This is a genomic window from Modestobacter sp. VKM Ac-2982, assembly GCF_026967935.1.
GTDB lineage: Bacteria > Actinomycetota > Actinomycetes > Mycobacteriales > Geodermatophilaceae > Modestobacter.
This window is the reverse complement of record NZ_JAPVBL010000005.1, coordinates 343,252-367,562: the sequence shown is the minus strand read 5'-3', so window position 1 is coordinate 367,562 and position 24,311 is coordinate 343,252. Positions and strand designations below refer to the sequence as shown.

At 73.3% G+C, this 24,311-nt stretch carries 21 protein-coding genes; 6 read left to right on the top strand and 15 right to left on the bottom strand.

The features are described 5' to 3' along the window. Window positions 1-14: 14 nt before the first annotated feature. A complete protein-coding gene (locus tag O2W20_RS19135) occupies window positions 15-836 on the bottom strand; it encodes a phosphocholine cytidylyltransferase family protein (protein WP_269171596.1) in 822 nt (273 codons plus the stop codon). A 2-nt stretch (window positions 837-838) separates the two neighbouring features. After that, the gene (locus O2W20_RS19130) at window positions 839-1,966 is read right to left on the bottom strand and encodes a CDP-glycerol glycerophosphotransferase family protein (protein ID WP_269171597.1); all 1,128 of its coding nucleotides are present in this window, start codon (window positions 1,964-1,966) and stop codon (window positions 839-841) included. 615 nt (window positions 1,967-2,581) lie between these two features. Between O2W20_RS19130 and leuS the strand changes: the two genes are divergently transcribed. After that, window positions 2,582-5,491: a leucine--tRNA ligase gene (gene leuS, locus O2W20_RS19125; protein WP_269171598.1), complete on the top strand. Its 2,910-nt coding sequence runs from the start codon at window positions 2,582-2,584 to the stop codon at window positions 5,489-5,491. Between the two features lie 14 nt (window positions 5,492-5,505). Here leuS and O2W20_RS19120 read toward each other — a convergent pair whose 3' ends face one another. From O2W20_RS19120 to O2W20_RS19110, 3 genes are read right to left on the bottom strand one after another with little or no spacing between them, the layout of a single operon-like run. After that, window positions 5,506-5,892, bottom strand: coding sequence for a PPOX class F420-dependent oxidoreductase (locus O2W20_RS19120; protein ID WP_269171599.1), 387 nt, complete (start codon window positions 5,890-5,892; stop codon window positions 5,506-5,508). Continuing rightward, on the bottom strand, window positions 5,889-6,530 hold the full coding sequence (gene lipB, locus O2W20_RS19115) for a lipoyl(octanoyl) transferase LipB (RefSeq protein WP_269171600.1): 642 nt from the start codon (window positions 6,528-6,530) through the stop codon (window positions 5,889-5,891). The genes O2W20_RS19120 and lipB overlap by 4 nt, the downstream gene beginning before the upstream one ends. 55 nt (window positions 6,531-6,585) lie before the next feature. Further along, window positions 6,586-7,860, bottom strand: a complete 1,275-nt coding sequence (locus O2W20_RS19110) for a protoporphyrinogen/coproporphyrinogen oxidase (protein ID WP_269171601.1) — start codon at window positions 7,858-7,860, stop codon at window positions 6,586-6,588. A 118-nt stretch (window positions 7,861-7,978) separates the two neighbouring features. On the opposite strand from O2W20_RS19110, the gene O2W20_RS19105 reads away from it, so the two are divergent. Further along, window positions 7,979-9,649: a serine/threonine-protein kinase gene (locus O2W20_RS19105; RefSeq protein WP_269171602.1), complete on the top strand. Its 1,671-nt coding sequence runs from the start codon at window positions 7,979-7,981 to the stop codon at window positions 9,647-9,649. Window positions 9,650-9,651: 2 nt separating this feature from the next. On the opposite strand, the gene O2W20_RS19100 is transcribed toward O2W20_RS19105, so the two are convergent. From O2W20_RS19100 to lpdA, 3 genes are all read right to left on the bottom strand, one after another. After that, complete coding sequence (locus O2W20_RS19100; RefSeq protein ID WP_269171603.1) at window positions 9,652-10,557, bottom strand: TIGR01777 family oxidoreductase; 906 nt, start codon at window positions 10,555-10,557, stop codon at window positions 9,652-9,654. 86 nt (window positions 10,558-10,643) lie between these two features. After that, window positions 10,644-12,512 carry a 2-oxoglutarate dehydrogenase, E2 component, dihydrolipoamide succinyltransferase gene (gene sucB / locus O2W20_RS19095; protein ID WP_269171604.1) on the bottom strand — a complete coding sequence of 623 codons (1,869 nt, stop codon included), beginning with the start codon at window positions 12,510-12,512 and terminating at the stop codon, window positions 10,644-10,646. 89 nt (window positions 12,513-12,601) lie between these two features. Beyond that, window positions 12,602-13,984, bottom strand: a complete 1,383-nt coding sequence (gene lpdA / locus O2W20_RS19090; RefSeq protein ID WP_269171605.1) for a dihydrolipoyl dehydrogenase — start codon at window positions 13,982-13,984, stop codon at window positions 12,602-12,604. Window positions 13,985-14,143: 159 nt separating this feature from the next. On the opposite strand from lpdA, the gene O2W20_RS19085 reads away from it, so the two are divergent. Continuing rightward, on the top strand, window positions 14,144-14,506 hold the full coding sequence (locus O2W20_RS19085; RefSeq protein WP_269157052.1) for an oxidoreductase: 363 nt from the start codon (window positions 14,144-14,146) through the stop codon (window positions 14,504-14,506). A 42-nt stretch (window positions 14,507-14,548) separates the two neighbouring features. On the opposite strand, the gene O2W20_RS19080 is transcribed toward O2W20_RS19085, so the two are convergent. Further along, window positions 14,549-16,063, bottom strand: coding sequence for a leucyl aminopeptidase (locus O2W20_RS19080; protein ID WP_269171606.1), 1,515 nt, complete (start codon window positions 16,061-16,063; stop codon window positions 14,549-14,551). Window positions 16,064-16,132: 69 nt separating this feature from the next. Here O2W20_RS19080 and gcvT point away from each other — a divergent pair, with 69 nt between their 5' ends. Continuing rightward, window positions 16,133-17,251, top strand: a complete 1,119-nt coding sequence (gene gcvT, locus O2W20_RS19075; RefSeq protein WP_269171607.1) for a glycine cleavage system aminomethyltransferase GcvT — start codon at window positions 16,133-16,135, stop codon at window positions 17,249-17,251. 16 nt (window positions 17,252-17,267) lie between these two features. Here gcvT and O2W20_RS19070 read toward each other — a convergent pair whose 3' ends face one another. The 3 genes from O2W20_RS19070 to O2W20_RS19060 form a co-directional block, all read right to left on the bottom strand. Further along, window positions 17,268-18,425, bottom strand: coding sequence for a YihY/virulence factor BrkB family protein (locus tag O2W20_RS19070; protein ID WP_269171608.1), 1,158 nt, complete (start codon window positions 18,423-18,425; stop codon window positions 17,268-17,270). Between the two features lie 71 nt (window positions 18,426-18,496). Then, complete coding sequence (locus O2W20_RS19065) at window positions 18,497-19,171, bottom strand: DUF3618 domain-containing protein (protein ID WP_269171609.1); 675 nt, start codon at window positions 19,169-19,171, stop codon at window positions 18,497-18,499. Then, a complete protein-coding gene (locus O2W20_RS19060) occupies window positions 19,168-19,611 on the bottom strand; it encodes a phage holin family protein (protein WP_269171610.1) in 444 nt (147 codons plus the stop codon). Before O2W20_RS19060 ends, O2W20_RS19065 begins: the two co-directional genes overlap by 4 nt. A gap of 155 nt (window positions 19,612-19,766) precedes the next feature. On the opposite strand from O2W20_RS19060, the gene O2W20_RS19055 reads away from it, so the two are divergent. Beyond that, entirely contained in the window at window positions 19,767-19,979 is a 213-nt protein-coding gene (locus O2W20_RS19055; RefSeq protein WP_269157046.1) for a hypothetical protein, read from the top strand. A 77-nt stretch (window positions 19,980-20,056) separates the two neighbouring features. Here O2W20_RS19055 and O2W20_RS19050 read toward each other — a convergent pair whose 3' ends face one another. Next, window positions 20,057-21,040, bottom strand: coding sequence for an aldo/keto reductase family protein (locus O2W20_RS19050; RefSeq protein ID WP_269171611.1), 984 nt, complete (start codon window positions 21,038-21,040; stop codon window positions 20,057-20,059). Window positions 21,041-21,091: 51 nt separating this feature from the next. After that, window positions 21,092-21,706, bottom strand: coding sequence for a DUF3043 domain-containing protein (locus tag O2W20_RS19045; protein WP_269171612.1), 615 nt, complete (start codon window positions 21,704-21,706; stop codon window positions 21,092-21,094). Between the two features lie 203 nt (window positions 21,707-21,909). On the opposite strand from O2W20_RS19045, the gene O2W20_RS19040 reads away from it, so the two are divergent. Next, complete coding sequence (locus O2W20_RS19040; RefSeq protein ID WP_036334939.1) at window positions 21,910-22,266, top strand: HesB/IscA family protein; 357 nt, start codon at window positions 21,910-21,912, stop codon at window positions 22,264-22,266. Between the two features lie 104 nt (window positions 22,267-22,370). Here the strand turns inward: O2W20_RS19040 and asnB are convergent, their stop codons facing one another. Beyond that, window positions 22,371-24,305: an asparagine synthase (glutamine-hydrolyzing) gene (gene asnB / locus O2W20_RS19035; RefSeq protein WP_269171613.1), complete on the bottom strand. Its 1,935-nt coding sequence runs from the start codon at window positions 24,303-24,305 to the stop codon at window positions 22,371-22,373. Window positions 24,306-24,311 lie beyond the last annotated feature (6 nt).

Below are 24,311 nucleotides of genomic sequence, written 5' to 3'. Positions count from 1 at the left end.
GGGGCGTCGGGGCCTCAGCCCAGCTCGGAGGCGAACGGCGCCAGGGCCGCCCGGGAGCCCAGCCAGGTGTTCGCCCGCTGCAGGTCGTCGTCGAAGTCGATCTCCACGGCGGAGAACCGGGAGATGTCCAGCGGCTGGAAGCGCACGCCCGACCGCCGGATCGACAGCTCCATGCCGCGCTCGAAGTAGTCGGAGGCCTCGCAGGCCGCCAGCTGCTCGATCAGGGCCCGCTTGTCCGCGCCGGACACGTAGTTGATCCCGACCGCCTCGCCGAGGCCACCGACCACGGTCTTGGACAGCTCGCGGATGAACCCGTCGGCGTCGAGGGTGTACTTGACCTCCTCGTCGGCGACCGTGGAGGTGTCCACGCAGACGAAGCTCTGGTCCGCCTGGACCAGGGGGGCGGCGTGGTCGAGCACCGCCGGGTCGAACACCACGTCGCCGTTCATCCAGAGCACGCCGCCGGCCTGCGAGCTGCGCAGGGCGCGCAGCAGGCTCTGCGACGTGTTCGTGACGGCGAAGTCGGGGTTGAACGCGAACAGCAGGTCCGGCTGTGCCCGCATGACGGCCTTGGCCCGGTAGCCCACCACCGCGGTGATCGGGGCGGCGTCGCCGAAGACGGCGCGGATGCCGTCCAGCTGCTGCTGCATGATGCTGCGGCCGTCCATCAACGGCGTCAGCGGCTTGGGCAGCTTGCGGCCCAGCCGGGTGCCCATGCCGGCGGCCAGCACCACCACCTGGGGGGCGGGGGTGACCGGCTCGGCGGCGGGGACGGAGACCAGGGAACGCGACCGCTGATCGCGGCCCCCGGTCAGGATCGGGTCAGCAGTGCGCATGCTCATCTCCTCGGTTCGTCGTTCGTGGGCACGGGGGTGGAGCCCGGCCGGCCGGGGTGGCCGTCCGGGGGGAAGAACAGCTGGAGCACCCGTTCGGTGGCCGAACCGTCCTCCAGGGAGCAGAAGCGCTCCCGGAACCGGTTGTACCGCGCCGGGGGCTCCCATGGGCGCTCGCCGAGCCCGGCGACGGCCGCCAGTACCTGGTCGCTGGTGGTGAGCAGCGGGCCCGGGGCGATCTCGGCGAGGTCGAAGTAGAAGCCCCGCAGGTCGTCGCGGTAGTGCTCCAGGTCGTAGGTGAAGTGGACGATCGGCTTCCCGGTGACGGCGAAGTCGAACATCGTCGAGGAGTAGTCGGTGACCAGGACGTCGGCGGCCAGGTACAGCTCGCTGATGTCGGGGTGTCGGGACACGTCCACCAGCGGCGCCCGGCCCTGGACCACCAGCTGGTCGGAGACCATCGCGTGCAGCCGGACCAACAGCACGTGGTCAGGTCCGAGGCCACGCGCCAGGTCGCCCAGGTCGACCGGGAAGGAGTGCGCCGGGCCGTCGTCGCTGAGCACCAGGTCGTCCCGCCAGGTCGGCGCGTAGAGCACCGCCGTCACGTGCTCGGCGATCCCGAGGGCCTCCCGCACCCGGGCGCGGCGGCGGTCCCGGTCCGGTGCGCTGAGCACGTCGTTGCGCGGGTAGCCGGTCTCGTGCACCGGCCCGTCGAAGCCGAACGCGCTGCGCAGGTGCGGCGTGCTCGCCGCGTTGGGGGAGAGCAGGTGGTCCCAGCGGGCGATGTCCCGCATCACCATCTCCAGGCGGCCTTCCGGGGCCCAGACCGCGTCCCGGTGCAGCCGCTTGAGCGGCGTGCCGTGCCAGGTCTGCAGGTACGTCGTCGTCGGCTGCTTGTCCCACTCCCGGGAGAGACCGTCGTTGGAGACGATGACGTCGGCGGACTCCACGGCCGCCCGGGCGCCGGGGCCCCAGTGCTCCTCGGTGTGCACCCCGGCCGGGAAGTCGCCGCGCAGCTCGGGGCGGGCCAGCCAGACGGCGTCCATCTCGGTGCCGCGCGCGACGAGGGCCTCGTAGACGGCCCGCGGGTTGTCGTTGTAGCGGCCGCCGAAGCTGTTGAAGACGACCTTCACCGTCGTCGGCCCCGGACGGAGGAGGGGGCGATCACCCGGCATCGGGTGCGCCTCGTGGCCCGCTGCGGGCCTGGGCGTTCTGTCATGCACTCACTCCTCTTCCGTCGGTCCGGCTCGACCGGTGCGTGTGCGCGGCGACCGGCGGCCACGGGTGCGACCTCTGCTGTCCGCCAGCGGGGCAGTGCGGTACGTCCAGGTGCGGTTGCGTCCAGGTGCCTTGCATCCAGGTGCGCCACTGCACCGGGTCGGGGCGGCGGTGCACCCGGCCGGCACCGGGGCTGGTCCTCCGGTCGCGCTGCCGCGTGCCGAGCGGCGCTGCTGAGTTCCGGTGGACCTCGACGTCCCGGTGCGTGCGGGCTGCGGTCGTCCCGCCGGGGCCGTCCCCGCTGGAGTTCCTCGCCCGTCCGCAGTCGAGCCAGTGCAGGCTACGGCCTGGAAGGCCCCGCCGTCGAGCCGGGGGGCTGTGGCGGCGCGCTAGGATCGGCTGCGTGACCGGCGGACTCCTCCTTCCCCAGCCGTGCTGATCTGACCTGATCGAGACCAGCACGGCGACCCCTCCTGTGTGAGGGGTCTTTTTCTGTCCGCCGCCAGATCCTTCCCGTGGGAGCACCGACGATGAGCCAGACGGCCAGCCAGAACACCGATCCCACCGCTGACGGAGTGCCGCCGCACCGGTACACCCCGGCACTGGCGCAGCAGATCGAGCTCGCCTGGCAGGACCGGTGGGAGGCCGAGGGCACGTTCCACACGCCCAACCCGGTCGGCCGGCTGAGCGAGGGCTTCGACCGGGTGGCCGACCGGCCCAAGGCCTTCCTGATGGACATGTTCCCGTACCCCTCCGGTGCCGGGCTGCACGTCGGGCACCCGCTGGGCTACCTGGGCACCGACGTCACCAGCCGCTTCCTGCGGATGGACGGCCACAACGTGTTGCACCCGATGGGCTACGACGCCTTCGGCCTGCCCGCCGAGCAGTTCGCCGTGCAGACCGGGCAGCACCCGCGGGTCACCACCGAGGCGAACATCGCCGCGATCAGCGCCCAGCTGCGCCGGCTGGGCGTCGACCACGACACCCGCCGCACCTTTGCCACGATCGACCCGGGCTACTACAAGTGGACCCAGTGGATCTTCCGGCAGATCTTCGAGGCCTGGTTCGACGAGTCCGCCGACGGCGGCCGCGGCAGGGCGCGGCCGATCCCCGAGCTGGTCGCCGAGCTGGACGCCGGCACCCGGCAGCCGGTCGAGGGCACGCTGCCCGAGGGTCGCAGCTGGGCGGAGCTGTCCGACGTGGAACGCCGCCGGGTCGTCGACGCGCACCGGCTGGCCTACCGGCACCAGGCGCCGGTGAACTGGTGTCCCGGGCTGGGCACGGTGCTGTCCAACGAGGAGGTCACCCCGGACGGCCGCTCCGAGCGGGGCAACTTCCCGGTGTTCCGCCGTCCGCTGACCCAGTGGATGATGCGGATCACCTCCTACGCCGAGCGCCTGCTGACCGACCTGGACCGGCTGGACTGGTCGGACTCGCTGAAGCAGATGCAGCGCAACTGGATCGGCCGCTCGACCGGTGCCCGGGTGCGGTTCCCGGTGTCGGGGGAGACCGTCGAGGTGTTCACCACCCGGCCGGACACCCTGTTCGGCGCCACCTACCTGGTGCTGGCCCCCGAGCACCCGCTGGTCGGCACGCTGACCGCCGACCGGTGGCCCGAGGGCACCGACCCGCGCTGGACCGCCGGCGCGGCCACCCCGGCCGAGGCGGTCGCCGCCTACCAGCGCCAGGCGTCCCGCCGCTCGGAGCTGGACCGGCAGGCCGAGGGCCGGGAGAAGACCGGTGTCTGGCTGGGCGTCACCGCGCGCAACCCGCTGACTCAGGGCCACCTGCCGGTCTTCATCGCCGACTACGTGCTGACCGGCTACGGCACCGGCGCGATCATGGCGGTGCCCGGCGAGGACGCCCGCGACTGGGACTTCGCGCAGGAGTTCGGGCTGCCCGTCGTCCGCACCGTGCAGCCGCCGGCCGACTTCGACGGCGGCGCGTACACCGGCACCGGCCCGATGATCAACAGCTCGAACGAGCAGCTGTCCCTGGACGGGCTGGACAAGGCCGCCGCGATCGCCAAGGTCACCGAGTGGCTGGTCGCCACCGGCGCCGGCGAGGCGACGACCACCTACAAGCTGCGGGACTGGCTGTTCAGCCGGCAGCGCTACTGGGGCGAGCCGTTCCCGGTCGTCTACGCGATCGACGGCGAGGACGCCGACCTGCCGATCGCCGTCCCGGAGTCGATGCTGCCGGTGCTGCTGCCCGACGTCGACGACTACTCGCCCACCACGTTCGCCGACGACGACGCCGACTCCCAGCCCGAGCCGCCGCTGTCCCGGGCCACCGAGTGGACGACGGTCACCCTGGACCTGGGCGACGGCCCGCGCCAGTACCGCCGCGAGACCAACACCATGCCGAACTGGGCCGGCTCGTGCTGGTACCACCTGCGCTACCTGGACCCGGGCGACGACGAGCGGTTCGTCGACCCGGAGCTGGAGGCCTACTGGATGGGCCCCCGGGAGCCCGGTGACGTCGGCGGCGTCGACCTGTACGTCGGAGGTGTCGAGCACGCGGTGCTGCACCTGCTGTACGCCCGGTTCTGGCACAAGGTGCTGTTCGACCTGGGGCACGTCTCCAGCGAGGAGCCGTTCCGCCGGCTGGTCAACCAGGGCTACATCTCCGCCTTCGCCTACACCGACGCCCGTGGCTTCCACGTGCCCGCCGCCGAGGTCGTCGAGGAGGACGGTCAGTTCCGGTACCAGGGCGAGCCTGTCACCCGGGAGTACGGGAAGATGGGCAAGAGCCTGAAGAACGTGGTCACGCCGGACGAGATGATCGCCATGTTCGGCGCGGACACCTTCCGGGTCTACGAGATGTCGACCGGGCCGCTGGACCAGTCCCGGCCGTGGGAGACCAAGGCCGCGGTCGGTTCGCAGCGGCTGCTGCAGCGGGTCTGGCGGGTCGTGGTGGACGAGGAGTCCGGCGCGCTGCGCGTCGGGGACGTCGAGCCGGGCGACGAGACCTCCCGTGCGCTGCACCGGGCGATCGAGGCCGTGCGCGACGGCATGACGACGCTGCGGTTCAACATCGCCATCGCCCGGATCACCGAGCTGACCAACCACCTGACGTCGGCCTGCCCGCCCGGCACGCCGGTGCCCCGCGCGGTCGCCGAGGCCCTCGTGCTGCTGGTCGCGCCGCTGGCCCCGCACCTGGCCGAGGAGCTGTGGGCCCGGCTGGGGCACTCCAGCTCCGTCGCCTGGGCGTCGTTCCCGGTGGCCGATCCGCAGTGGCTGGTCGACGAGACGGTGCAGGTCGCCGTCCAGGTGAACGGCAAGGTGCGGGCCCAGGTGGCCGTGCCGGCCGACGCGGACGCCGCGGCGCTGGAGGCGGCGGCCCGGGCGGACGAGCGGATCGCCGGCTACCTGGACGGTGCGACCGTGCGCCGGGTCGTCGCGGTGCCGGGCCGGCTGGTCAACTTCGTCCTGGGCTGAGCAAGGCCCCCGGGTCAGCCTGCGGGGGTGATCCGGATCATCGTCTGACGTTCCCGTCCGCGGTGCGTGACCCGCGCCGCGATGCGGGAGGTGCCGTAGGTGATCCGCCACTGCCAGCCGTAGCGCCGGGCGAGGGCAGCTCGCGCGCGGGACCACTCGGCGGGGTCGAGGAACTCGGCGACAGCGTCGACGGCAGGGCCCTCGAGTCGGCCACGCATGTCGCACGGCGCGACGGTGACCCGGCTGGTGTGCCGCAGCCGCTTCACCTTGCCGGAGTCCGCCCGCGTCCAGACCACCAGCGCGGCGTCGTCGGGCGCCGCCCAGACCGGGGTGGGCACCGCCTCGCCGGTGCGCCGGAAGGTGGTGAGGCTGACGTACCGGCTGGTGGGGAGCCGGGTCACGCGACGGGGGTGCGGGTGAGCGCACGGCGCATCGCGGTCTCGACCGTGTCGATGACCTGGGCGACGGTGACGTCGCGGCCGAGCTCGACGCTCAGCGAGGTCGCCCCGGCGTCGGGGATCCCGCACGGCACCATGTTGGTGAAGGCGGCCATGTCCGGGTCGCAGTTCAGCGCGAAACCGTGCATCGTGACGCCCCGGGCGACCCGGACGCCGATGGCGGCGATCTTCCGGTCGGGGCCGCGCTCGTCGGCCCGGACCCACACGCCGCTGCGCCCCTCGACCTGCTCGGTGGCCAGACCGAAGCTGCCGCAGACCTCCATCAGGGCCCGCTCCAGCCGGCGTACGTGTGCGACCACGTCGACCGGGTCGGGCAGGGCGACGATCGGGTAGCCGACCAGCTGGCCGGGACCATGCCAGGTGATCTTGCCGCCTCGGTCGACGTCGATCACCGGGGTGCCGTCGAACGGCCGCTCGTGCGGCTCGGTCCGCTTGCCCGCGGTGTAGACGGGCGGGTGCTCCAGCAGTAGCAGCGTGTCCGGGCCGGTGCCGGCGACGCGCTGCTCGTGCAGCTCACGCTGCTGCGCCCAGGCCCGCTCGTAGGGGACCAGACCTGCTCGGACGACCACCAGCTCGCTCATGCCGCCGAGCGTATGCCGTGCACCGCCGCGCGTGCGCCCGACCGCCGATCCGTGCTCAGCCGGCCCCCGGGTCGGTGGTGGTCGGGTCGGTGGGGGTCGGGAGCGGGGTGCCGAGGCGCCGGAGCACGGCCCGCGCGGTGCGTGCCCCGCTCGCCATCGCGCCCTGGATGGACGGGGTGTCGCGGTGGTCTCCGCAGACGAACAGCCCACCGCCCAGGTCGACCGGGCGTCGGTGCTGCAGCGGGGGAGTGGCCGCCGGCTGCGCGCCGCTCACCGTGACGGTGGTGAGGTGCTCGAGGTCGGTGGTGGCGACACCGTGCAGGCGCGCCACCTCTGCACGGACGTCGGGCTCCCGGGTCGGCGCCAAGGTCGAGCTGGCGACGAGCGCCCGGCGGTCGGGGCTGTACGTGGGCTGCGCGTCCGAGACCACCGCGCTGTTCACCAGCTGATCACGGGGTTGCCCGAGCACGATCAGCGGCGCCGACCAGGGCGACTCCGGCAGCACGTGCAGGTGCGTGGTCACCTGCCGGGGCGCCGACGCCTCGACCCCGGGGAGCAGGGCGGCGGCGGTGTCGGGGTCGGTCGCCACCACGACGACGTCGGCGGTCGTGGTGCCGGCGTCGGTGTGGACCGCACGTTCCTCCACGCGCGTCACGCGGACACCCAGGTGCACCCGGTCGGCGGGGAGCCGGCCGGCGAGCTGTTCGCCGATCGACTGCATCCCACCGGCGGGGAGGCCGACCCGGCCCCGGACGAAGCTGCGCCAGACCAGGTCCAGGTAGCGGCTGGAGGTCTCGAGGCGGTCCTCCAGCAGGACGCCGGCGAGGAAGGGGCGGAGGAACACCTCGAGAGCCTGCTCGCCCACGCCGGCGGCACGGAGGGCCTCGTCGGCCGGGCGTTCCCGGGCCGCGAGCAACCGGGACACCGGTGCGTAGCCGGCCCGGGCGGAGAAGGCGGCGAGCGCGGCCGCTCGGTGCGGCCCGCCCAGGGGTGCCCGCAGGGTGTCCACGACGGTGCCCGGGTGCTGGCGGGGGTCGACCACCCGGTGGGCGCGTCCGTCGACCCGGACCACCGCGCCCGTCCAGAACCAGCCCAGGTCGAGCGCCGGCAGGTCGAGGTCGGCGGCCCGCGGGTAGCCGGTGTTGAACACCTGGAATCCGCGGTCGACCAGGAAGCCGTCGACCCGGGAGGTCGACAGCCGGCCGCCCGGGTGCTGGGCGGCGTCGACCAGGTGGACGTCGCACCCGGCGGCGGCCAGCCGGGTCGCCGCACTCAGCCCGGCCAGGCCCGCACCGACCACGACGACCTCGGCACGGGGTGGCAGCGACATGGCCCGAACCTAGGCGGTCCCGGGCCGGGAGGCCCTGCCCCGTGGCGGATCTGTGGACCGGCCCGGAGCCTGTGGACGGGCCCAGCGGGGGACTGCCCGTCGGCCCTACGGTCCCGGCATGCCTGCGCACCCCTCCCCGTCCGCGGCTCCCGTCGTGCCCGGCTACGTGCTCGAGGAGCTCCTGGGCCGGGGTGGCTCCGGGCAGGTGTGGCGGGTCCGGCCGCGGTCGGGTGGCCCGCCGGTCGCGGTCAAGGTGCTGGTGCGGGGGGACCCAGAACGGCAGGAGCGCGAGGCCGGGCTGCTCGGCGAGCTCGACCACCCGCACCTGGTGCGGCTGCACCACGTCGTCCGCCGGGAGGTGCGTGACGGCCCGGCCCAGGTGGCGTTGGTGCTCGACCTGCTCGCCGGCGGCAGCCTCGCAGCGCTGCTCGCCCGGCGGGGACGGTTGCGGCCGGGCGAGGTGGTCACGACGGTGGCCCCGGTGGCGGCCGCGCTGGCCCACGCCCACGAGCGGGGGGTCGTGCACGGCGACCTGTCGCCGGGCAACGTCGTGTTCACGGCCGAGGGACGCCCGGTGCTCACCGACCTGGGCACCGCCCGGCTGGTCGGGGACACCGCACGGGCAGAGGTCACCCCGGCGTACGTCGACCCGGTGGTGGCCCGCGGCGGTGCGCCCGGGCCGGCGTCGGACGTCTTCGGCGTCGCCGCGGCGGCCTTCCACGCGCTCACCGGGGTCGCCCCCTGGAACGCCGCGGACCCAGCGGGCACGCTGGCCGTCGCGGCCGGCGGTGAGATCCCCGACCTGGCCCTCCTCGCCCCCGAGGCTCCCGAGGAGCTGGTGCGCGTGGTCCTCCGCGGGTTGTCGGCCGAGCCCCATCTGCGGGGGTCCGCCGCTGCGTTCGCCCTCGACCTCCGCCACTCCTGCCGGCCGGAGCCGGTTCGCCTCCCGGTGGCCGGTGTGCCCGATGGCGAACTCGGGGCCACGGGGCAGGGCCCACGGACCGAGCTCACCCACCAGGTGCCCGGCCGCCGACCCCGCGCCGCGCACGCAGTGCCGGTTCCCGACGGCCGGTGGGCGCAGCTGCGAGGGCGGCTCGGTGACCGGGTCGCCGCCGCACGAGGGGGCAGCGACGTGGGAGTGGGTCCGCTGGTCACGGGTGCGGTGCGGCGCGCGGCGACGGCCGGCCTGGTGCTCGTCGCCGTCGCGGCCGCGCTGGCCGGGGTGACCTGGCTCGGAGCGAGCTGGGGTGGGTCCAGCGCCGATCCGGTGCCGGCCGCAGGCCGAGCCGCGGCGGGCACCGCGCCCCCTCCGCCCACGGCACCGACCTCCCCGGACGAGCATGCGGATGACGGCTCGGCGTCGCCGGCCGACCGGTCGGCAGCCCCGGTCGGGGACGCCGAGTGGGCTGCGGTGCTCAGCGACCTCTACGTCCGGCGCAGCACTGCCTTCGTCGAGGCCGACCCGACGGTGCTGGCGGAGGTGCACGCGTCCGGCAGCGCACTGTTGGCTCGCGACACCGAGCAGGTCCAGCAGCTGGTCGGCGCCGGCCAGCGGCTGGACGGCTTCGCGCCCCGGCTGGTCCGCCTGGTCGAGGTGACGGCCCAGGGGCCCACCCGGGTGGAGGTGCAGCTGGTCGACGCGCTGCCGGCCTACCGGGTCGTGCGAGCCGGTGCGGCCGAGCCCTCGGTGGTCGCCGAGGTCCCTGCCCGGGGTGAGGCGCCGGTCCGGCTGGTCCTGGAGCGCGCGGCTGACGGCTGGCGGATCGCCGACGCCGTGCTGGGCGGGTGAGCTCAGTGCGCGGCGACGGCGGCGCGCAGTGCCTCTCGGAGGTCCTCGTGGGTGAACTGGAACCCGGCGGACCGCAGCACCTCCGGCACGGCGCGCTGGCCGGCCAGGACGCCCACGTCGGCGAACTCCCCCAGGGCCAACCGCAGGGCGAAGCCCGGGACGGTGAACACCGCGGGCCGGTGCACGACGTCGGCGAGCGCGGCGGTGAACTCCGCGTTGGTGGCCGGGCTGGGCGCGGTGAGGTTGACCGGACCGGACACCGGGGCGGTGAGCAGGAAGCGGATGGCGTCGACCTCGTCCTGCAGGCTGATCCAGGGCATGTACTGCCGGCCCGAGGCGAGCTTGCCGCCCAGGCCGAGGCGGAACAGCGGGAGCAGCCGGCCGAGCAGACCGCCGGGGCCGAGGACGAGGCCGGTCCGCAGTGTCGCGACCCGGACCCCGGCGGCGGCGGCCGGTGCTGTCGCCGCCTCCCACGTCACACAGACCTGGGCCAGGAAGTCGTCGCCGGCCGGCGCGGTCTCGTCGACCACCCGCTCGCCGGTGTCGCCGTACCAGCCGACCGCGGACGCCGACAGCAGCACCCGCTCCCGGTCGGGGTCGGCAGCAGCCGCCTCGACGAGGGCCTGGGTGACCGTGGCCGTGCTGTGGACCCGGCTGGCCAGCACCTGCTTCTTGTGCGCGTCCGTCCAGCGCCGGTCACCGACCCCGACGCCGGCGAGGTTGACCACGGCGTCCACGTCGGTCAGCAACCCCTCAGGGATGCCGTGGTGCGCCGGTTCCCAACGGTGCTCGTCGGCGGTGCGCGGGGTGCGGCGCACCAGGCGCAGCACCTCGTGCCCGTCGGCCACCAGCGCCGGCACGAGCGCGGATCCGATCAGCCCGGAGGACCCGGTGACCGCCACCTTCATCGAGTGCTCCTTCGGATCTGTGCGCGGGCCTGCGTCAGGCGGACGACGAAGGGCCCCGGCCGAAGCCGGGGCCCTTCATCGGTGGATCAGGAGATGCCCAGGTCGCCCTGGAACTGCCCCCCTTCGAGCCGTTCCTTCACGGTGGTGAGGAAACGGGCGGCGTCGGCGCCGTCGACGATCCGGTGGTCGTAGCTCAGCGCCAGGTACACCATCGAGCGGACCGCGATCACCTCGCCGAGCTCCGGGTCCTGGACCACCACGGGGCGCTTCACCACCGAACCGACACCCAGGATGGCCACCTGGGGCTGGTTGATGATCGGGGTGTCGAACAGCGCACCGCGGCTGCCGGTGTTGGTCAGCGTGAAGGTGCCACCACCGAGCTCGTCCGGCGTGATCTTGTTGGTGCGCGTCCGCTCCGCCAGGTCGGCGATCTTCCGGGCGATGCCGGGCACGTTGAGGTCGCCCGCACCGCGGATGACCGGCACCAGCAGGCCACGCTCGGTGTCCACGGCGACGCCCAGGTTCTCGGCGTCGTGGTAGGTGACCGTCCCGGCCTCGAGGTCGACCGAGGAGTTGACCACGGGGTGCGACTTGAGGGCCTCGACCGCTGCCTTGGCGAAGAAGGGCAGGAACGACAGCTTCACGCCCTCGCGGGCGGCGAAGTCGTTCTTCACCTGGTTGCGCAGGTTCGCGATCCGGGTGACGTCCGCCTCGACGACGGTGGTGAGCTGCGCGCTGATCTGCAGCGACTCGACCATCCGCTTGGCGATGACGGTGCGCAGCCGGGACAGCTTCTCCGTGTTCCCCCGCAGCGAGGAGTCCGGGGTGGCGGCCGGCGAGGGGGTGCGCGCACCACCGGAGGCGGCAGCGGCCGGCGCGGCGGCCGGCTCCTTCTTGGACTCCTCGGCAGCGGCGAGCACGTCCTGCTTGCGGATCCGGCCACCGACACCGGTGCCGGTCACCGACCCGAGGTCGACGCCGTGCTCCGCCGCCAGGCGACGCACGAGGGGGGTGACGTAGGCGCCGCCGCCGTCGGGTGCCGGTGCCGCAGCGGGCCGCGATGCGGGCGCGACGGCCTCGGCCGGGGACGGCTGGTCGGTGGGCGACTCGGTCGGCATGCTCCCGCTGGAGCCGTAGTCGGCACCGGGCTGGCCGGTGTCGGTGTTGGCCTCGACGGGCGTCGGCTGGCTCGCCTTCGGAGCCGCCTTCTCCTTCGGCTCCTCCTTCGGAGCCGGCTTCTCCTCGGCGGCGGGCTCCGCCTTCGGCTCGGACTCCGGTGCGGACTCGGCCTTCCCGGAGCCGCCGCCGGAGCCACCGATGACGGCCAGCTCCGCGCCGACCTCCACGGTCTCGTCCTCGGCCACGACGATCTTGGTGAGCACACCCGCCACGGGGGAGGGGATCTCGGTGTCGACCTTGTCGGTGGAGACCTCGAGGAGGGGCTCGTCGACCTCGACCTGGTCACCCTCCTGCTTCAGCCAGCGGGTGACCGTGCCCTCGGTGACGCTCTCGCCCAGCGCCGGCATGGTCACCGAGGTGCCCTCGCCGTCGGAACCACCCGAGTCGCCGTCCTGCTCTGCGGCCGCGGGGGCCGGCTGCTCGGCCGGGGCCTCCTCGGCCGGCTCGTCCTGGGCCGGCTCCTCGGCAGCGGCCGGCTCCTCGGCCGGTGCCTCCTGGGCGGGGGCGTCCTCTGCCGGGGCGTCGGCGTCGCCGCCGTCCTCGCCGCCGATCACGGCCAGCTCCGCGCCGACCTCGACCGTCTCGTCCTCGGCCACGACGATCTTGGTGAGCACACCCGCCACGGGGGAGGGGATCTCGGTGTCGACCTTGTCGGTGGAGACCTCGAGGAGGGGCTCGTCGACCTCGACCTGGTCACCCTCCTGCTTCAGCCAGCGGGTGACCGTGCCCTCGGTGACGCTCTCGCCCAGGGCGGGCATGGTGACGGACGTCGGCATCGAAGGCAGGTCTCCTCAGGTCGTGGGGTGGTGCTGAGCGGGTGCTGTTCGGGTGGTGCGGTTCAACCGGTGGTGCTGAGCAGGTGGTGTCAGTCGTGCGCGTGCAGTGGCTTGCCGGCCAGGACCAGCGCCGCCTCGCCGAGGGCCTCGCTCAGCGTCGGGTGCGGGTGGATCAGCTGGGCCACCTCCTCCGGGAGCGCCTCCCAGTTGTAGACCAGCTGGGCCTCGGCGATCATGTCGCCGACCCGGCTGCCGACCATGTGCACGCCGACCACCGGCCCGTTGCCGGCGACGCGGATCAGCTTGACCGCACCGGCCGTCTTCAGGATCGCGGCCCGGCCGTTGCCGGCCAGGTCGTAGGTGGCGACCTCGATCTCGCCGTGCTTCTCCTTGGCCTGGGCCTCGGTCAGGCCGACGGAGGCGACCTCGGGCTCGGAGTAGGTGACCCGCGGGACGCCCGCGTAGTCGATCGGCACGACCGGCAGTCCGGCGAGCCGCTCGGCGACGAGGATCCCCTCGCCGAAGCCGACGTGCGCCAGCTGCAGGGTCGGGATCAGGTCACCGACGGCGGAGATGGTGGGCACGTTCGTCTGGCAGTACTCGTCGACGAGGACGTAGCCGCGGTCCATGGCGACCCCGGCCTCCTCGTAGCCCAGGCCCTGGCTGACCGGGCCGCGGCCGACGGCGACGAGCACCAGCTCGGCCTCGTACTCCTTGCCGTTCTCCAGGGCGACCTTCACGCCGTCGGCGGTGGTCTGCACGCTGGCGACCCGGCTGCCCAGGGAGAAGTCGATCTTGCGGCGGCGGAACGCACGCTCCAGCAGCTTGGAGGACGACTCGTCCTCCAGCGGGACCAGGTGGGGCAGGCCCTCGACGATGGTCACGTCGACGCCGAAGGACTTCCACGCGCTGGCGAACTCACAGCCGATGACCCCGCCACCGAGGACGATCGCCGACGCCGGCACGCGGTCCAGCTTCAGCGCGTGGTCGCTGGTGATGACCTTGGTGCCGTCGATCTCGATGCCCGGCAGCGAGCGGGCGTAGGAGCCGGTCGCGAGCAGGACGTGCTTGCCCTCGAACGTCTGGTCGCCGACCTGGACGGCGGTGGGGGAGACGAGCTTGCCCTCGCCGGTGACGTAGTTGATCCCGCGGCTCTTGATCAGGCCCTGCAGGCCCTTGTGGTTCTTGGAGATGACGCCGTCCTTGTAGGCGTTCACCCCGTCCATGTCGATGCCCGAGAGCGTCGACTTGACGCCGAACTGCTCGCCCTCGCGGGCGTTGTCGGCGACCTCGGCGGTGTGCAGCAGGGCCTTGGTGGGGATGCAGCCGCGGTGCAGGCAGGTGCCGCCGACCTTGTCGCGCTCGATCAGGACGACGGACATGCCCAGCTCGGCCGCACGCAGTGCGGCGGCGTAGCCACCCGAGCCACCACCGAGGATGACCAGGTCAGCGGGGGTGGTCGGTGCGCTCACGGCTGCTCCTCAGTGCTGGGTGGCCCGGAGTCCTCCGGGCACGGCGATCCTGCGCGTGCTCATCCTGCCACTCCCGGGAACGACGCGTTCGGATGCTCCGTTGCACTCCCCGAGTGCGTCGCGGAGCAGCCCGCGACCGGCGAGGACTGGAGCAGTGCGATGGGGCTGATCGACCGGCTGCGTGGCCGCCGCGGGAGCAGCGGGGCCGCAGGGAAGGGCCGTGGCCGGCGCGGCACGCTCGACCGCGCGTCGGGGTCGGCGGACCTGAGCCACCTGGAGCAGTTCGTCGCCACCCGGCGGGGCGTCGAGGGGTACGTCGAGCCCCGCACCGCGGTGACCGAGACGACGATCCTGCTGGTCGCTGCCGACGGGGAGTGGACGCGGCGGCGGATCGACGGCCCGGAGACCGCCCGGAAGCTGTCCCGGGACCTCACCGTCCCGGTCTACGACGCACAGATCACCGGCTACCCGCAGCGGATGCGCGACTGGAGCGCCCGCCAGAAGGCGGACGACAAGCTGTAGCGGCTGGGCCCCCCGCCTCGTCAGGGGCAGGGGGCCGTCAGCTCACTGGGCCGCGATCAGGCCCTCGATCGTCGCGAGCAGGGTGCGGACCGGGACACCGGTGCCGCCCTTGGGCGTGTAGCCCCAGGGCGCCCCGGTGTTGTAGGCCGGGCCGGCCACGTCGATGTGCGCCCAGGGCAGGCCGGCGGGCACGAACTCGGACAGGAAGTGCCCGCCCACGAGCATCCCGCCCATCCGGTCGGCGTTCGCGTTGACCATGTCGGCGATCGGGGAGTCCAGCCCCCGGCGCAGCTCCGGCGGCAGCGGCATCGCCCACATCGGCTCCCCGCTGCGCCGGCTGGCCGCGACCACGGCGTCCCGCAGGTCGTCGCTGCCCATCACGCCGGCGGTGCGGGTGCCCAGCGCGACCAGCTGCGCGCCGGTCAGGGTCGAGGTCTCCAGCAGGTGGGCGGGGGAGTCCTCGACGGCCCGGCAGATGGCGTCGGCGAGCACGACCCGGCCCTCGGCGTCGGTGTTCGTGATCTCCGCCTTCTTGCCGTTGCGGAACGTCACCACGTCGGCCGGGCGGTAGGCGGTGCCGCTGGGCATGTTCTCGGCGATCGGCACGGTCGCGGTCACGTCGACGGGGAGGCCGAGCTCGGCGACCAGGCAGATGGTGGCGATCACGGCCGCGGCACCGGCCATGTCGCTCTTCATGTCCTCCATCTTCGCGGCGGGCTTGATCGAGATGCCGCCGGAGTCGAAGGTGATGCCCTTGCCGACCAGCGCGACGCTCGTCCTGGCCTTCTTGCCCTTGTACTCCAGGCGCAGCAGCCGCGGCCCGCGGCTCGAGCCGCCGCCGACGGCGAGGATGCCGCCGTACCCGCCCGCGGCCAGGGCCTTCTCGTCGAGCACCTCGACCGACAGCCCCGCCTTCTTGCCGGCCGCGGCACCGCGGGCGGCCAACTCGGCCGGGTACAGGTCGTTCGGCGGGGCGTTGACCAGGTCGCGGACCAGGGCGACGGCGTCGGCGACCGCCCGCACCCGGGCCAGCGGCGCCTTGGCGGCGCCGGCGTCGGGGACGACGAGCTCCACCGAGGACGGCGGGGAGGGGCGGTCCGCGGGGAGGTCGGACTTGTAGGCGGTGTACTCGTACGCCCCGAGCAGCGACCCCTCGCCGACGGCGTGAAGCCGGTCGGCGTCCGGTGCGCCGCCCACGGCGGCCAGCAGGCTGACCAGTGAGCTGCGGCCGGTCAGCGCGCGGCTCGCGGCACCGGCGGCCCGGCGGACCGCCTCGGCAGAGTACGAGCCGTCGGCCTGCGGGGCGCCCAGCCCGGCCACGGCCACGACCGGGAAGGGACCCTGGCCGAAGGTGGGCAGCTTGGTGACCTCGTCCTCGGCCCCCCGGGCGCCGAGATCGGCCAGCGCGGCGAGGAGCCGGCCGCCGAGGAGCCGGTCGACCGCGTCGGCACCGGGCGTGGACACCAGGCCGGCGGGTCCCTTGCCGACCCCGACGACGACGGCGTCGGCGGTCAGCTTCTCGAGCGGGCGGTCGGTGGCGGAGATGGTAGGCGGCACCCGACGATCGTAAGGAGGTGGTGAGGACGGCGTACGACCGGCAGGTCGCCGACCACTAGCGTGCTGACGGTGAGCCCCCTGACCTCCCCGCTGCACGATCGCCACGTCGCCGCCGGCGCGAAGTTCGCCGACTTCGGTGGCTGGTCCATGCCGATCGAGTACTCCGGTGGTGGCGTGCTGGCCGAGCACACCGCCGTCCGGGAGGGGGTCGGGCTCTTCGACGTCTCGCACCTGGGCACCGGCACGGTGCGTGGCCCGGGGGCCGCCGAGTTCGTGAACGCCTGCCTGACCAACGACCTGGGGAAGATCGGGCCCGGTCAGGCCCAGTACACGCTGTGCTGTCTGCCCGACGGTGAGCCGCAGGCCGGGGGAGTGGTCGACGACCTGATCGCCTACCTGCACGGCCCGGACGACGTCCTGCTCGTGCCGAACGCCGCCAACGCCGCCGACGTGCTGGCCCGGCTCTCGGCCGAGGCGCCGGCGGGTGTCACCGTCACCGACCGGCACACCGAGGTCGCCGTCCTCGCGCTGCAAGGTCCGCGTTCACCCGAGGTGCTGGCGGCGGTCGGCCTGCCCGGCGGGCTGTCCTACATGTCCTTCGCGGAGACGCCCGGCTCCGGCGGGGACGAGGTCACCGTCTGTCGCACCGGCTACACCGGCGAGCACGGCTACGAGCTGCTCGTCGCCGCTGACCGTGCCGCCCAGCTCTGGGATGCGCTGCTGGCCGCCGGCGCGCCCGAGCAGATCCGGCCGTGCGGTCTCGGCGCCCGGGACACCCTGCGCACCGAGATGGGCTACCCGCTGCACGGCCACGAGCTGTCGCGGGACATCACGCCCAACCAGGCGCGGTCGGGTTGGGCCGTGGGCTGGGGCAAGAGCGCCTTCTGGGGGCGCGAGGCGCTGCTGGCGGAGAAGGCGGCCGGGCCGGTCCGTCAGCTGTGGGGCCTGCAGGCGCCCGGACGGGGCATCCCGCGGCCGGGGATGCTCGTCCTCGGCGCCGACGGCTCGCGGATCGGGGAGGTCACCAGCGGCACGTTCTCCCCGACCCTGCGGACCGGGATCGCGCTCGCGCTGCTGGACAGGTCCGCCGGCGTCGCCGAGGGGGTCGAGGTCGCCGTCGACGTGCGGGGGCGGCCTCAGGCGGTCGTCGTCCGCCGTCCGCCCTTCGTCCCCTCGCACGTCCGCTGAGGCGCTGCCCGGCCCGTCACTTGGCCGGCACGGGCGGGTCGGGCATCTCGTCGGCGACCACGGCGTCCCGCTTGCCCATCGGCTCCGGGTCGCCCTGGGTGGTGTCCCGCGCGGTCTGGTGCTCGGTCTCGGCGTTGATCTCCGCGCCCAGCAGCACCAGGTAGCAGGTCAGGTACAGCCACAGCATCAACACGATGACGCCGGCGATCGCGCCGTACGTCTCGTTGTAGGAACCGAAGTTGTTCACGTAGAAGCTGAAGGCGACGCTGACGACCGCCCAGATGACGGTGACCACCAGGGAGCCGAGGCTGACCCAGCGGATCTTCGGCGCGTCCCGGTCCGGGGCGACCCGGTAGAGGACCGCCAGGGAACCGACCACCACGGCCAGCAGGAGCACCCAGCGCAGGACCTGGGCCAGGACCGTGCCGACACCGCCCAGCGGGAGCACGTCCAGCACCACCGGGACCACGGCGATGAGGGCGAAGGTGATGAGGATGAAGACGATCGCGCCCAGGGTGAGCACCAGGGAGAGCGCGCGCAGCTTGAGGAAGTTGCGGGTCTCGACCTCGTCGTAGGCGATGTTCACCGCCTTCACCATGTTGTTGACACCGCCGGACGCCGTCCACAGCGCGCCGAGCACCGAGGCGATCAACCCGAAGGTGAGCGCGCCGCCGGCGTTGCTGGTGATGTCGGTCAGCTGCTCGGTGAGGATGTCCTGGGCGCTCTCCGGGAGCTGGTCGGACAGCGACTCGATCTGCTGGGTGACCTGCTCGGGGGAGGCGACCAGGCCGTAGATGGAGATGGTTGCGATCAGCGCCGGGAAGATCGAGAGGAAGGCGAAGAAGGCCACCCCACCGGCGATGATCGGCATGTTGTCGGCGTTGTTCTCCGCCCAGGACCGCTTGACGATCTGCAGCCAACCGCGCTTCGGGATGTCCGTCGGGCGGTCGGCGTCGATGCCCGGCATCTCCTGGGAGTCGGGTACCTCCGGGGCCGGCCGGGCGGCTTCGCGCCGCTCGCCGCGGACGACGGCCGACGACGAGGCGCCGCTGCCCTCGCCGTTGCCGGCGACACGCGCCTCCGCGGCCCGCTGTGCGGCCCGCCGTTCGGCCTTCTCCTGGACCCGCGCGCGGATGTTCTCCACGGCGCTGCCCTGCCGCCCGTCGTCGGCCATCGGTCTCATCCCCTTGTCTCGGGTCTGCAGGTGGAACGGTGGGGCCCGGTCGCCCGGACCCCACCGGCGGCTCAGCGGCTCAGCTCGGCCAAGGTCCGCCGCCACCCGGAGCGACGGCGCGGCAGCCGCCGGCCGGCAGCCCGCTGGGTCGCCGAGACCCGCTTCACCGCGACGCGCTCGCCGGCCCGCAGCCGGGCAGCGGCGGCCTGCTGTGTGGCGGACAGCTGCTTCGAGGCCGCCCGCTCCGCCGTGGAGAGCTGCTTGGTGGCGCTGCGCTTGCGTGCGCTGAGGCTCGCGATCGCAGCCTTCCGGCGCGCCTCGGCCCGCTTCGCGGCCTTCTTCCGGGCGACTGCCCGCTCCTTGCCGGCGCGCTCGGCCGCCTTCTGGGCGGCTGCGCGACGCCGGGCGGCCTCCTTGGCCGCCGCGCGCTCGGCCGCGGTCTGCCGGCGCTTCCGTCGCCAGGCGAGCAGCCCGACGAGCGCGGTCAGGGCCGCCACACCGCCACCGATGACGGCGGGCGGGTTCTCCCGGTAGGTCTCGACCGCCGTGTCCTTGGTCCGGTTGGCGCTCTCCAGCGCCGAGCTCTTGGCCTGGTCGACGCGCTCCTGGGCCCGGGCCGGGACGTCGAGCCGGTGGCTCAGCTCGTCGACCGTGCGGCCGAGCTGCTCCCGGGTCTGCTCGATGTCGGCGCGGATGGCATCGGGGTCGGGCTTGCCCCCCGAGGGGGTCTCGTCGGGTCCGGTCATCGGGACGCACTCTCCTTCACGGTGGCGACGTCGGTCTTGATGCTCGAGATGGCCTCGGTCGGCACCGGCGGCGCTGCCTGTTGGACGTCCTTCTTGCCGATGAGGGCCAGCACGCCGGCGACCACGAACAGCACCACGGCGACGACGACGGCGGCCAGCCAGCCCGGGAGGGCGAGCGCGAGGGCCAGCACTGCGGCGGCGACGAGCACCTGGAGCCCGAGGAAGCCGAACAGGCCGGCACCACCGAAGAGGCCGGCGCCCAGGCCGAACTTCTTCGCCTTGGCGCTGACCTCGACCTGGGCGAGGCGCATCTCGTCCCGGACCAGGGTGGTCAGCTGGTCGGACAGCTGACCGATCAGCTGACCGGTGGATGCGTTCTCGGGCGCGGGCGGAGGTGTCTCCACCCGGCTGGCGCCGGCGCTCATGGTGAGCTGGCTCATTCGTCCTCCGCGGTGTCGGGCGTGGGTGGTGTCCTGCACCATGCCCGGGTGCTTACCGCGTAAACCAAGATCGCCAATGCGTGCACCGGAGCAGTTGGCCCGGAGTCGCTCTGTTCGGGGCTGCCCCGAGGCCGCGGGATCGCTAGCCTGCCGCCATGAGCTGGACCTGGCAGCTGGAAGACCCCTCGGGTGCACCGATCGACCCTGCCGCGCTCGGGGTGGAGGTGCCCGAGTGCGACAACCAGGGCGACGCCGAGTCCTGGCTGGGGGAGGCCTGGCGTGACCTGCTGGAGCGCGGGGTCGCCACGGTGACGCTGCAGGAGGACGGGGAGCGGGTGTACGGCCCGATGGGCCTGGCGGCCAGCTGAACCGGGGCGGACGCCGCAACGACGTCCGCCCCGTGTCCTCGTCCCACTCCCCGTGCTGAGCTCGGGAGGGGGCTCCGTCAGCCCCGCGAGGTCTTGGCGGGGTCGCGGACCACCACGTCGCCCAGGGCCTCGTCGATGCGGGTCATGACCTCCGGCGGCAGCTGGACGCCGGCGGCCTTGACGTTGTCGTGCACCTGCTCGGGCCGGCTGGCGCCGATGATCGCCGCGGCCACGTTGCCGTTCTGCAGGACCCAGGCCACCGCCAGCTGGGCCATCGACAGGCCCAGCTCGTCGGCGATGGGCCGCAACTGCTGGACGCGGGTGAGCACGTCGTCGGTCAGGTAGTCCTTCATCGACCCGCCCACGGTGGCGTGCCCGCCGCGGCTGTCGGCCGGTGGCTGCTGGCCGGGCAGGTACTTGCCGGTGAGCACGCCCTGGGCCAGCGGCGACCAGACGATCTGGGAGAGACCCTCCTGCTCGCTGGTGGGCACCACCTCCGCCTCGATGACCCGCCACAGCATCGAGTACTGGGGCTGGTTGCTGATCAGCTGCACCTTCAGCTCGCGAGCGAGCTCGGCAGCGGCGGCGATCTCCTCGGCGCGCCACTCCGAGACGCCCAGGTAGAGGACCTTGCCCTGCCGCACCAGGTCGGCGAAGGCGGTCATCGTCTCCTCCAGCGGCACCGAGGAGTCGTACCGGTGCGCCTGGTACAGGTCGACGTAGTCGGTCTGCAGCCGCTTCAGCGACGCATTGCAGCTCTCGACGATGTGCTTGCGGGACAGCCCGCGGTCGTTGGCCCCCGGGCCGGTGGGCCAGTAGACCTTCGTGAAGATCTCCAGGCCCTCCCGGCGCTGGCCGGCCAGCGCCCGGCCCAGGACCGACTCGGCCTTCGTGCCGGCGTAGACGTCGGCGGTGTCGAAGGTGGTGATCCCCGCATCGAGGGCGGCCCGGACACAGGCGTGGGCGGCGTCCTCCTCGACCTGGCTGCCGTGGGTCAGCCAGTTGCCGTAGGCGATCTCGGAGATGGTCAGGCCGGAGCGGCCGAGGCGTCGTGTGTGCACGGTCGGGACACTACTTAGCGCGGCTCAACAACCGGGAGCAGCGGCCGTCCCTCAGACCTCGGCGCCCAGCGGGACCTGCGGCTTGGGGAAGCGCCAGCGGCGGATCATCGTCGCGCGGCTGATGCCGTACCAGACCAGGCTGCGCATCTTCTGGTCGGTGTTCGGGAAGCGCTCCTGGACCTTCGCCTTGATCTTGCGGCCGAGGAGGAAGGAGTCCCCGATGATCACGAGGAAGAAGGCGAACCAGACGAACACGGTGTAGCTCTGCACCGCCGGGACGGGGATGAAGTAGCCGACCAGCACGAGTGCAGCCACGGCCAGGAAGAAGCTGCCTGCGTTGCGGCGGGCGTCGACGACGTCGCGGACCAACCGGCGGACCGGGCCGCGATCCCGGGCGGGCAGCGCGCTGTCGTCGCCACGGGCGGCAGCGGCACGCGTGGTGCCACGCCCGGCGGCCTGCTGCTCGCGCATCCGCTTGTACGCCTCCTTGCGCGTGGTCGGCGGCGGCGGCACCGGGCCGGTGCGACGCCCCTGGGCCTGGTTGCGCCGAGGGGTCGGCCGACCCTTGCCCGTCGTGCCGACCGCCGTGGACCCGTGGGGGGTGACGGCGGCGGCGTCCGGCGTCGTGTCGGAGGCGGGACGGCGGCCGGGCAGGCGGAGCTTCACGGCTGCGGAGTCTACGTGGCCGTGAAGCCTCGACGGGGGTCCCGGCGGGCGGTGTCCCTCCGGTGGGCAGTGTGCAGGCCGCCCGTGCTCCGATCGCGCCGTACAGTGGGAAGCAGCTCCGCCCCGGCGGTGTTGGCCGTTCTGAGAGCCCGTCCTCCGTGGCGGGCCGAGCAGGACACCCTCGAGTGTGGGAGGACCACGACATGACCGTGCAGGACACGCAGGCCCCCGGCGCCACCGGCGTCATCCTCAGCGACCCCGCCGCCCTGAAGGTGAAGACGCTGCTGGAGCAGGAGGGTCGCGACGACCTGCGGCTGCGGATCGCAGTGCAGCCGGGTGGTTGCTCGGGCCTCCGGTACCAGCTGTTCTTCGACGAGCGCTTCCTCGACGGCGACCAGACCTTCGAGTTCGGTGGCGTCGAGGTCATCGTCGACCGGATGAGCATCCCGTACCTCAGCGGCGCGACGATCGACTTCGTCGACACCATCGAGAAGCAGGGCTTCACCATCGACAACCCGAACGCGGGCGGTTCCTGCGCCTGCGGCGACTCGTTCCACTGATCGCCGGTTAGCCCGAACGCACGAGGCCCGGCACCCCGCGAGGGGTGCCGGGCCTCGTCGCGTCCGGGGGCTGGGGGAGTGTTCCCTCAGCCCCCGGACGCGGATCACAGCCGGACCGGGTAGACCGGCTCCGGGATCTCCGGGGTGATCCGCTCCTCGACGAAGATCCCGTGCCAGATCATGAAGACCAGCACCCCCCAGACCTGCCGGGCGATCCGCTTGCTGGGCACCTCGGCCGCACGCAGCCGGTCCAGCAGGCCGAGCACGTGGTCGCGGTCGAGCCACTCGTCGGTCTGGCTGTCGCTCACGATGCCCCGGGCCCAGTCGTGCAACGGACCGGCCAGGAACTCCGCCGTCGGCACCGGGAAGCCCAGCTTGCGCCGGTTCATGATCTTCGGCGGGACGATCTGCCGCATCGCCTGCCGCAGTGCGTACTTGGTGGCGTCACCCCGGCTCGGCACCCGCATCTCCAGCGGCAGGCTGCTGGCCAGGGCGAAGACCTCCGGGTCCAGGAACGGCACCCGCAGCTCGAGGGAGTTGGCCATGGTCATCTTGTCGGCCTTGACCAGGATGTCGCCGCGGAGCCAGGTGAAGAGGTCGACGTACTGCATCGCCGTCACGTCGTCGTAGCCGGCCTCGCGGGTCTGCCGGTAGAGGGCCTCGGTGACCGTGACGTGCGAGAGGTCGGGGTCGCGGCCGGGCAGCAGCTGGGCGAGCTCGTCGGCGTTGAGGTTGCGGGCGTTGCCGTAGTACCGCTCCTCGAGCGGGATCGACGCCCGGCGCAGCAGGTCCTGCCCCCGGACGCCCTCGGGCACCAGTCGCGACAACCCGCCCAGTGCGCGGCGGCCGGCGGCCGGGAGCTTCGACGCCCAGGCCAGGCTCAGGGGCTCCCGGTAGATCGTGTAGCCGCCGAACAGCTCGTCGGCGCCCTCGCCGGAGAGCACCACCTTGACGTGCTTGCGGGCCTCGCGGGCCACGAAGTAGAGCGGCACGAGCGCCGGGTCGGCGACCGGGTCGTCCAGGTACCAGACGACCGCGGGGATCGCATCGGCGAACTCCTGCGCGGTGATCTCGACCGGAACGTGCCTCACGCCGAGGATCGCCGCGGACTCGGCGGCGATGTCCACCTCCGAGGTGGCCTCCCGCTGGAAGCCGACGGTGAAGGTGACCAGGTCGTCGTTGTACTTGTGGGCCAGTGCGGCGATCGCCGTGGAGTCGATGCCGCTGGAGAGGAACGAGCCGACCGTGACGTCGGCGCGCATGTGCTTGGCCACCGAGTCGTCGAGCACCTCGGCGATCCGGTCGAACAGCGCCTGCTCGCCTCCCGGGGCGACCGGCTGCGACCGGAACGACGGGTGGAACCAGCGCTTCGTGTGCAGCTCGCCGTCCACGACGGTGAAGCTCGTCCCGCTCTCGATCCGCCGGATCCCCCGGTGGAGGGTGGCGGGCTCGGGGACGTACTGCAGGGTCAGGTAGTGCTGCAGCGACGCCGGGTCGACGCCGCCGGCGCCCGGGGTGCCGCCCAGCAGCTCCAGCAGGGCCTTCTTCTCCGAGCTGAAGACCAGGCCACCGTCGGCCAGACGGGCGGTGAACAGGGGCTTGATGCCGAAGGCGTCCCGGGCGCCGAAGGCCGTCCCGGTCCGGGTGTCCCAGATGACGAACGCGAACATGCCGCGCAGCCGCGGGACGATCGCCTCGCCCCACAGGTGGTAGCCCGCGACGATCGCCTCGGTGTCGCCCTCGGTGGCGAACGTGGCGCCGGCGGCCTTCAGCTCCTCACGCAGCTCGAGGTAGTTGTAGATCTCGCCGTTGAAGACGATCCGGTACCGGCCCTCGGCGTAGGGCATCGGCTGGGGGCTGCCCTCGATGTCGATGAACGCCAGCCGGTTGAAGCCCAGCACCGCGTGCCGGTCCGACCAGACCTCCCGGTCATCGGGGCCACGGTGCCGCAGGCACCGCAGGGCGTGTTGCACACCGGAGACCGTCTGCTCGTCGACCCTTTCGGCGTCGGTGGACAGGTAGGCCAGCAGGCCGCACATGCGGGA

What these genes read in the sequence shown, in the direction of transcription:
- asnB (WP_269171613.1), bottom strand. Translation starts at nt 24,305, where the DNA reads ATGTGCGGCCTGCTGGCCTACCTGTCCACCGACGCCGAAAGGGTCGAC.
- O2W20_RS19085 (WP_269157052.1), top strand. Translation starts at nt 14,144, where the DNA reads ATGGGGCTGATCGACCGGCTGCGTGGCCGCCGCGGGAGCAGCGGGGCC.
- O2W20_RS19040 (WP_036334939.1), top strand. Translation starts at nt 21,910, where the DNA reads ATGACCGTGCAGGACACGCAGGCCCCCGGCGCCACCGGCGTCATCCTC.
- O2W20_RS19060 (WP_269171610.1), bottom strand. Translation starts at nt 19,611, where the DNA reads ATGAGCCAGCTCACCATGAGCGCCGGCGCCAGCCGGGTGGAGACACCT.
- lipB (WP_269171600.1), bottom strand. Translation starts at nt 6,530, where the DNA reads ATGAGCGAGCTGGTGGTCGTCCGAGCAGGTCTGGTCCCCTACGAGCGG.
- O2W20_RS19110 (WP_269171601.1), bottom strand. Translation starts at nt 7,860, where the DNA reads ATGTCGCTGCCACCCCGTGCCGAGGTCGTCGTGGTCGGTGCGGGCCTG.
- O2W20_RS19100 (WP_269171603.1), bottom strand. Translation starts at nt 10,557, where the DNA reads ATGAAGGTGGCGGTCACCGGGTCCTCCGGGCTGATCGGATCCGCGCTC.
- sucB (WP_269171604.1), bottom strand. Translation starts at nt 12,512, where the DNA reads ATGCCGACGTCCGTCACCATGCCCGCCCTGGGCGAGAGCGTCACCGAG.
- O2W20_RS19135 (WP_269171596.1), bottom strand. Translation starts at nt 836, where the DNA reads ATGCGCACTGCTGACCCGATCCTGACCGGGGGCCGCGATCAGCGGTCG.
- O2W20_RS19105 (WP_269171602.1), top strand. Translation starts at nt 7,979, where the DNA reads ATGCCTGCGCACCCCTCCCCGTCCGCGGCTCCCGTCGTGCCCGGCTAC.
- O2W20_RS19055 (WP_269157046.1), top strand. Translation starts at nt 19,767, where the DNA reads ATGAGCTGGACCTGGCAGCTGGAAGACCCCTCGGGTGCACCGATCGAC.
- leuS (WP_269171598.1), top strand. Translation starts at nt 2,582, where the DNA reads ATGAGCCAGACGGCCAGCCAGAACACCGATCCCACCGCTGACGGAGTG.
- O2W20_RS19065 (WP_269171609.1), bottom strand. Translation starts at nt 19,171, where the DNA reads ATGACCGGACCCGACGAGACCCCCTCGGGGGGCAAGCCCGACCCCGAT.
- O2W20_RS19070 (WP_269171608.1), bottom strand. Translation starts at nt 18,425, where the DNA reads ATGGCCGACGACGGGCGGCAGGGCAGCGCCGTGGAGAACATCCGCGCG.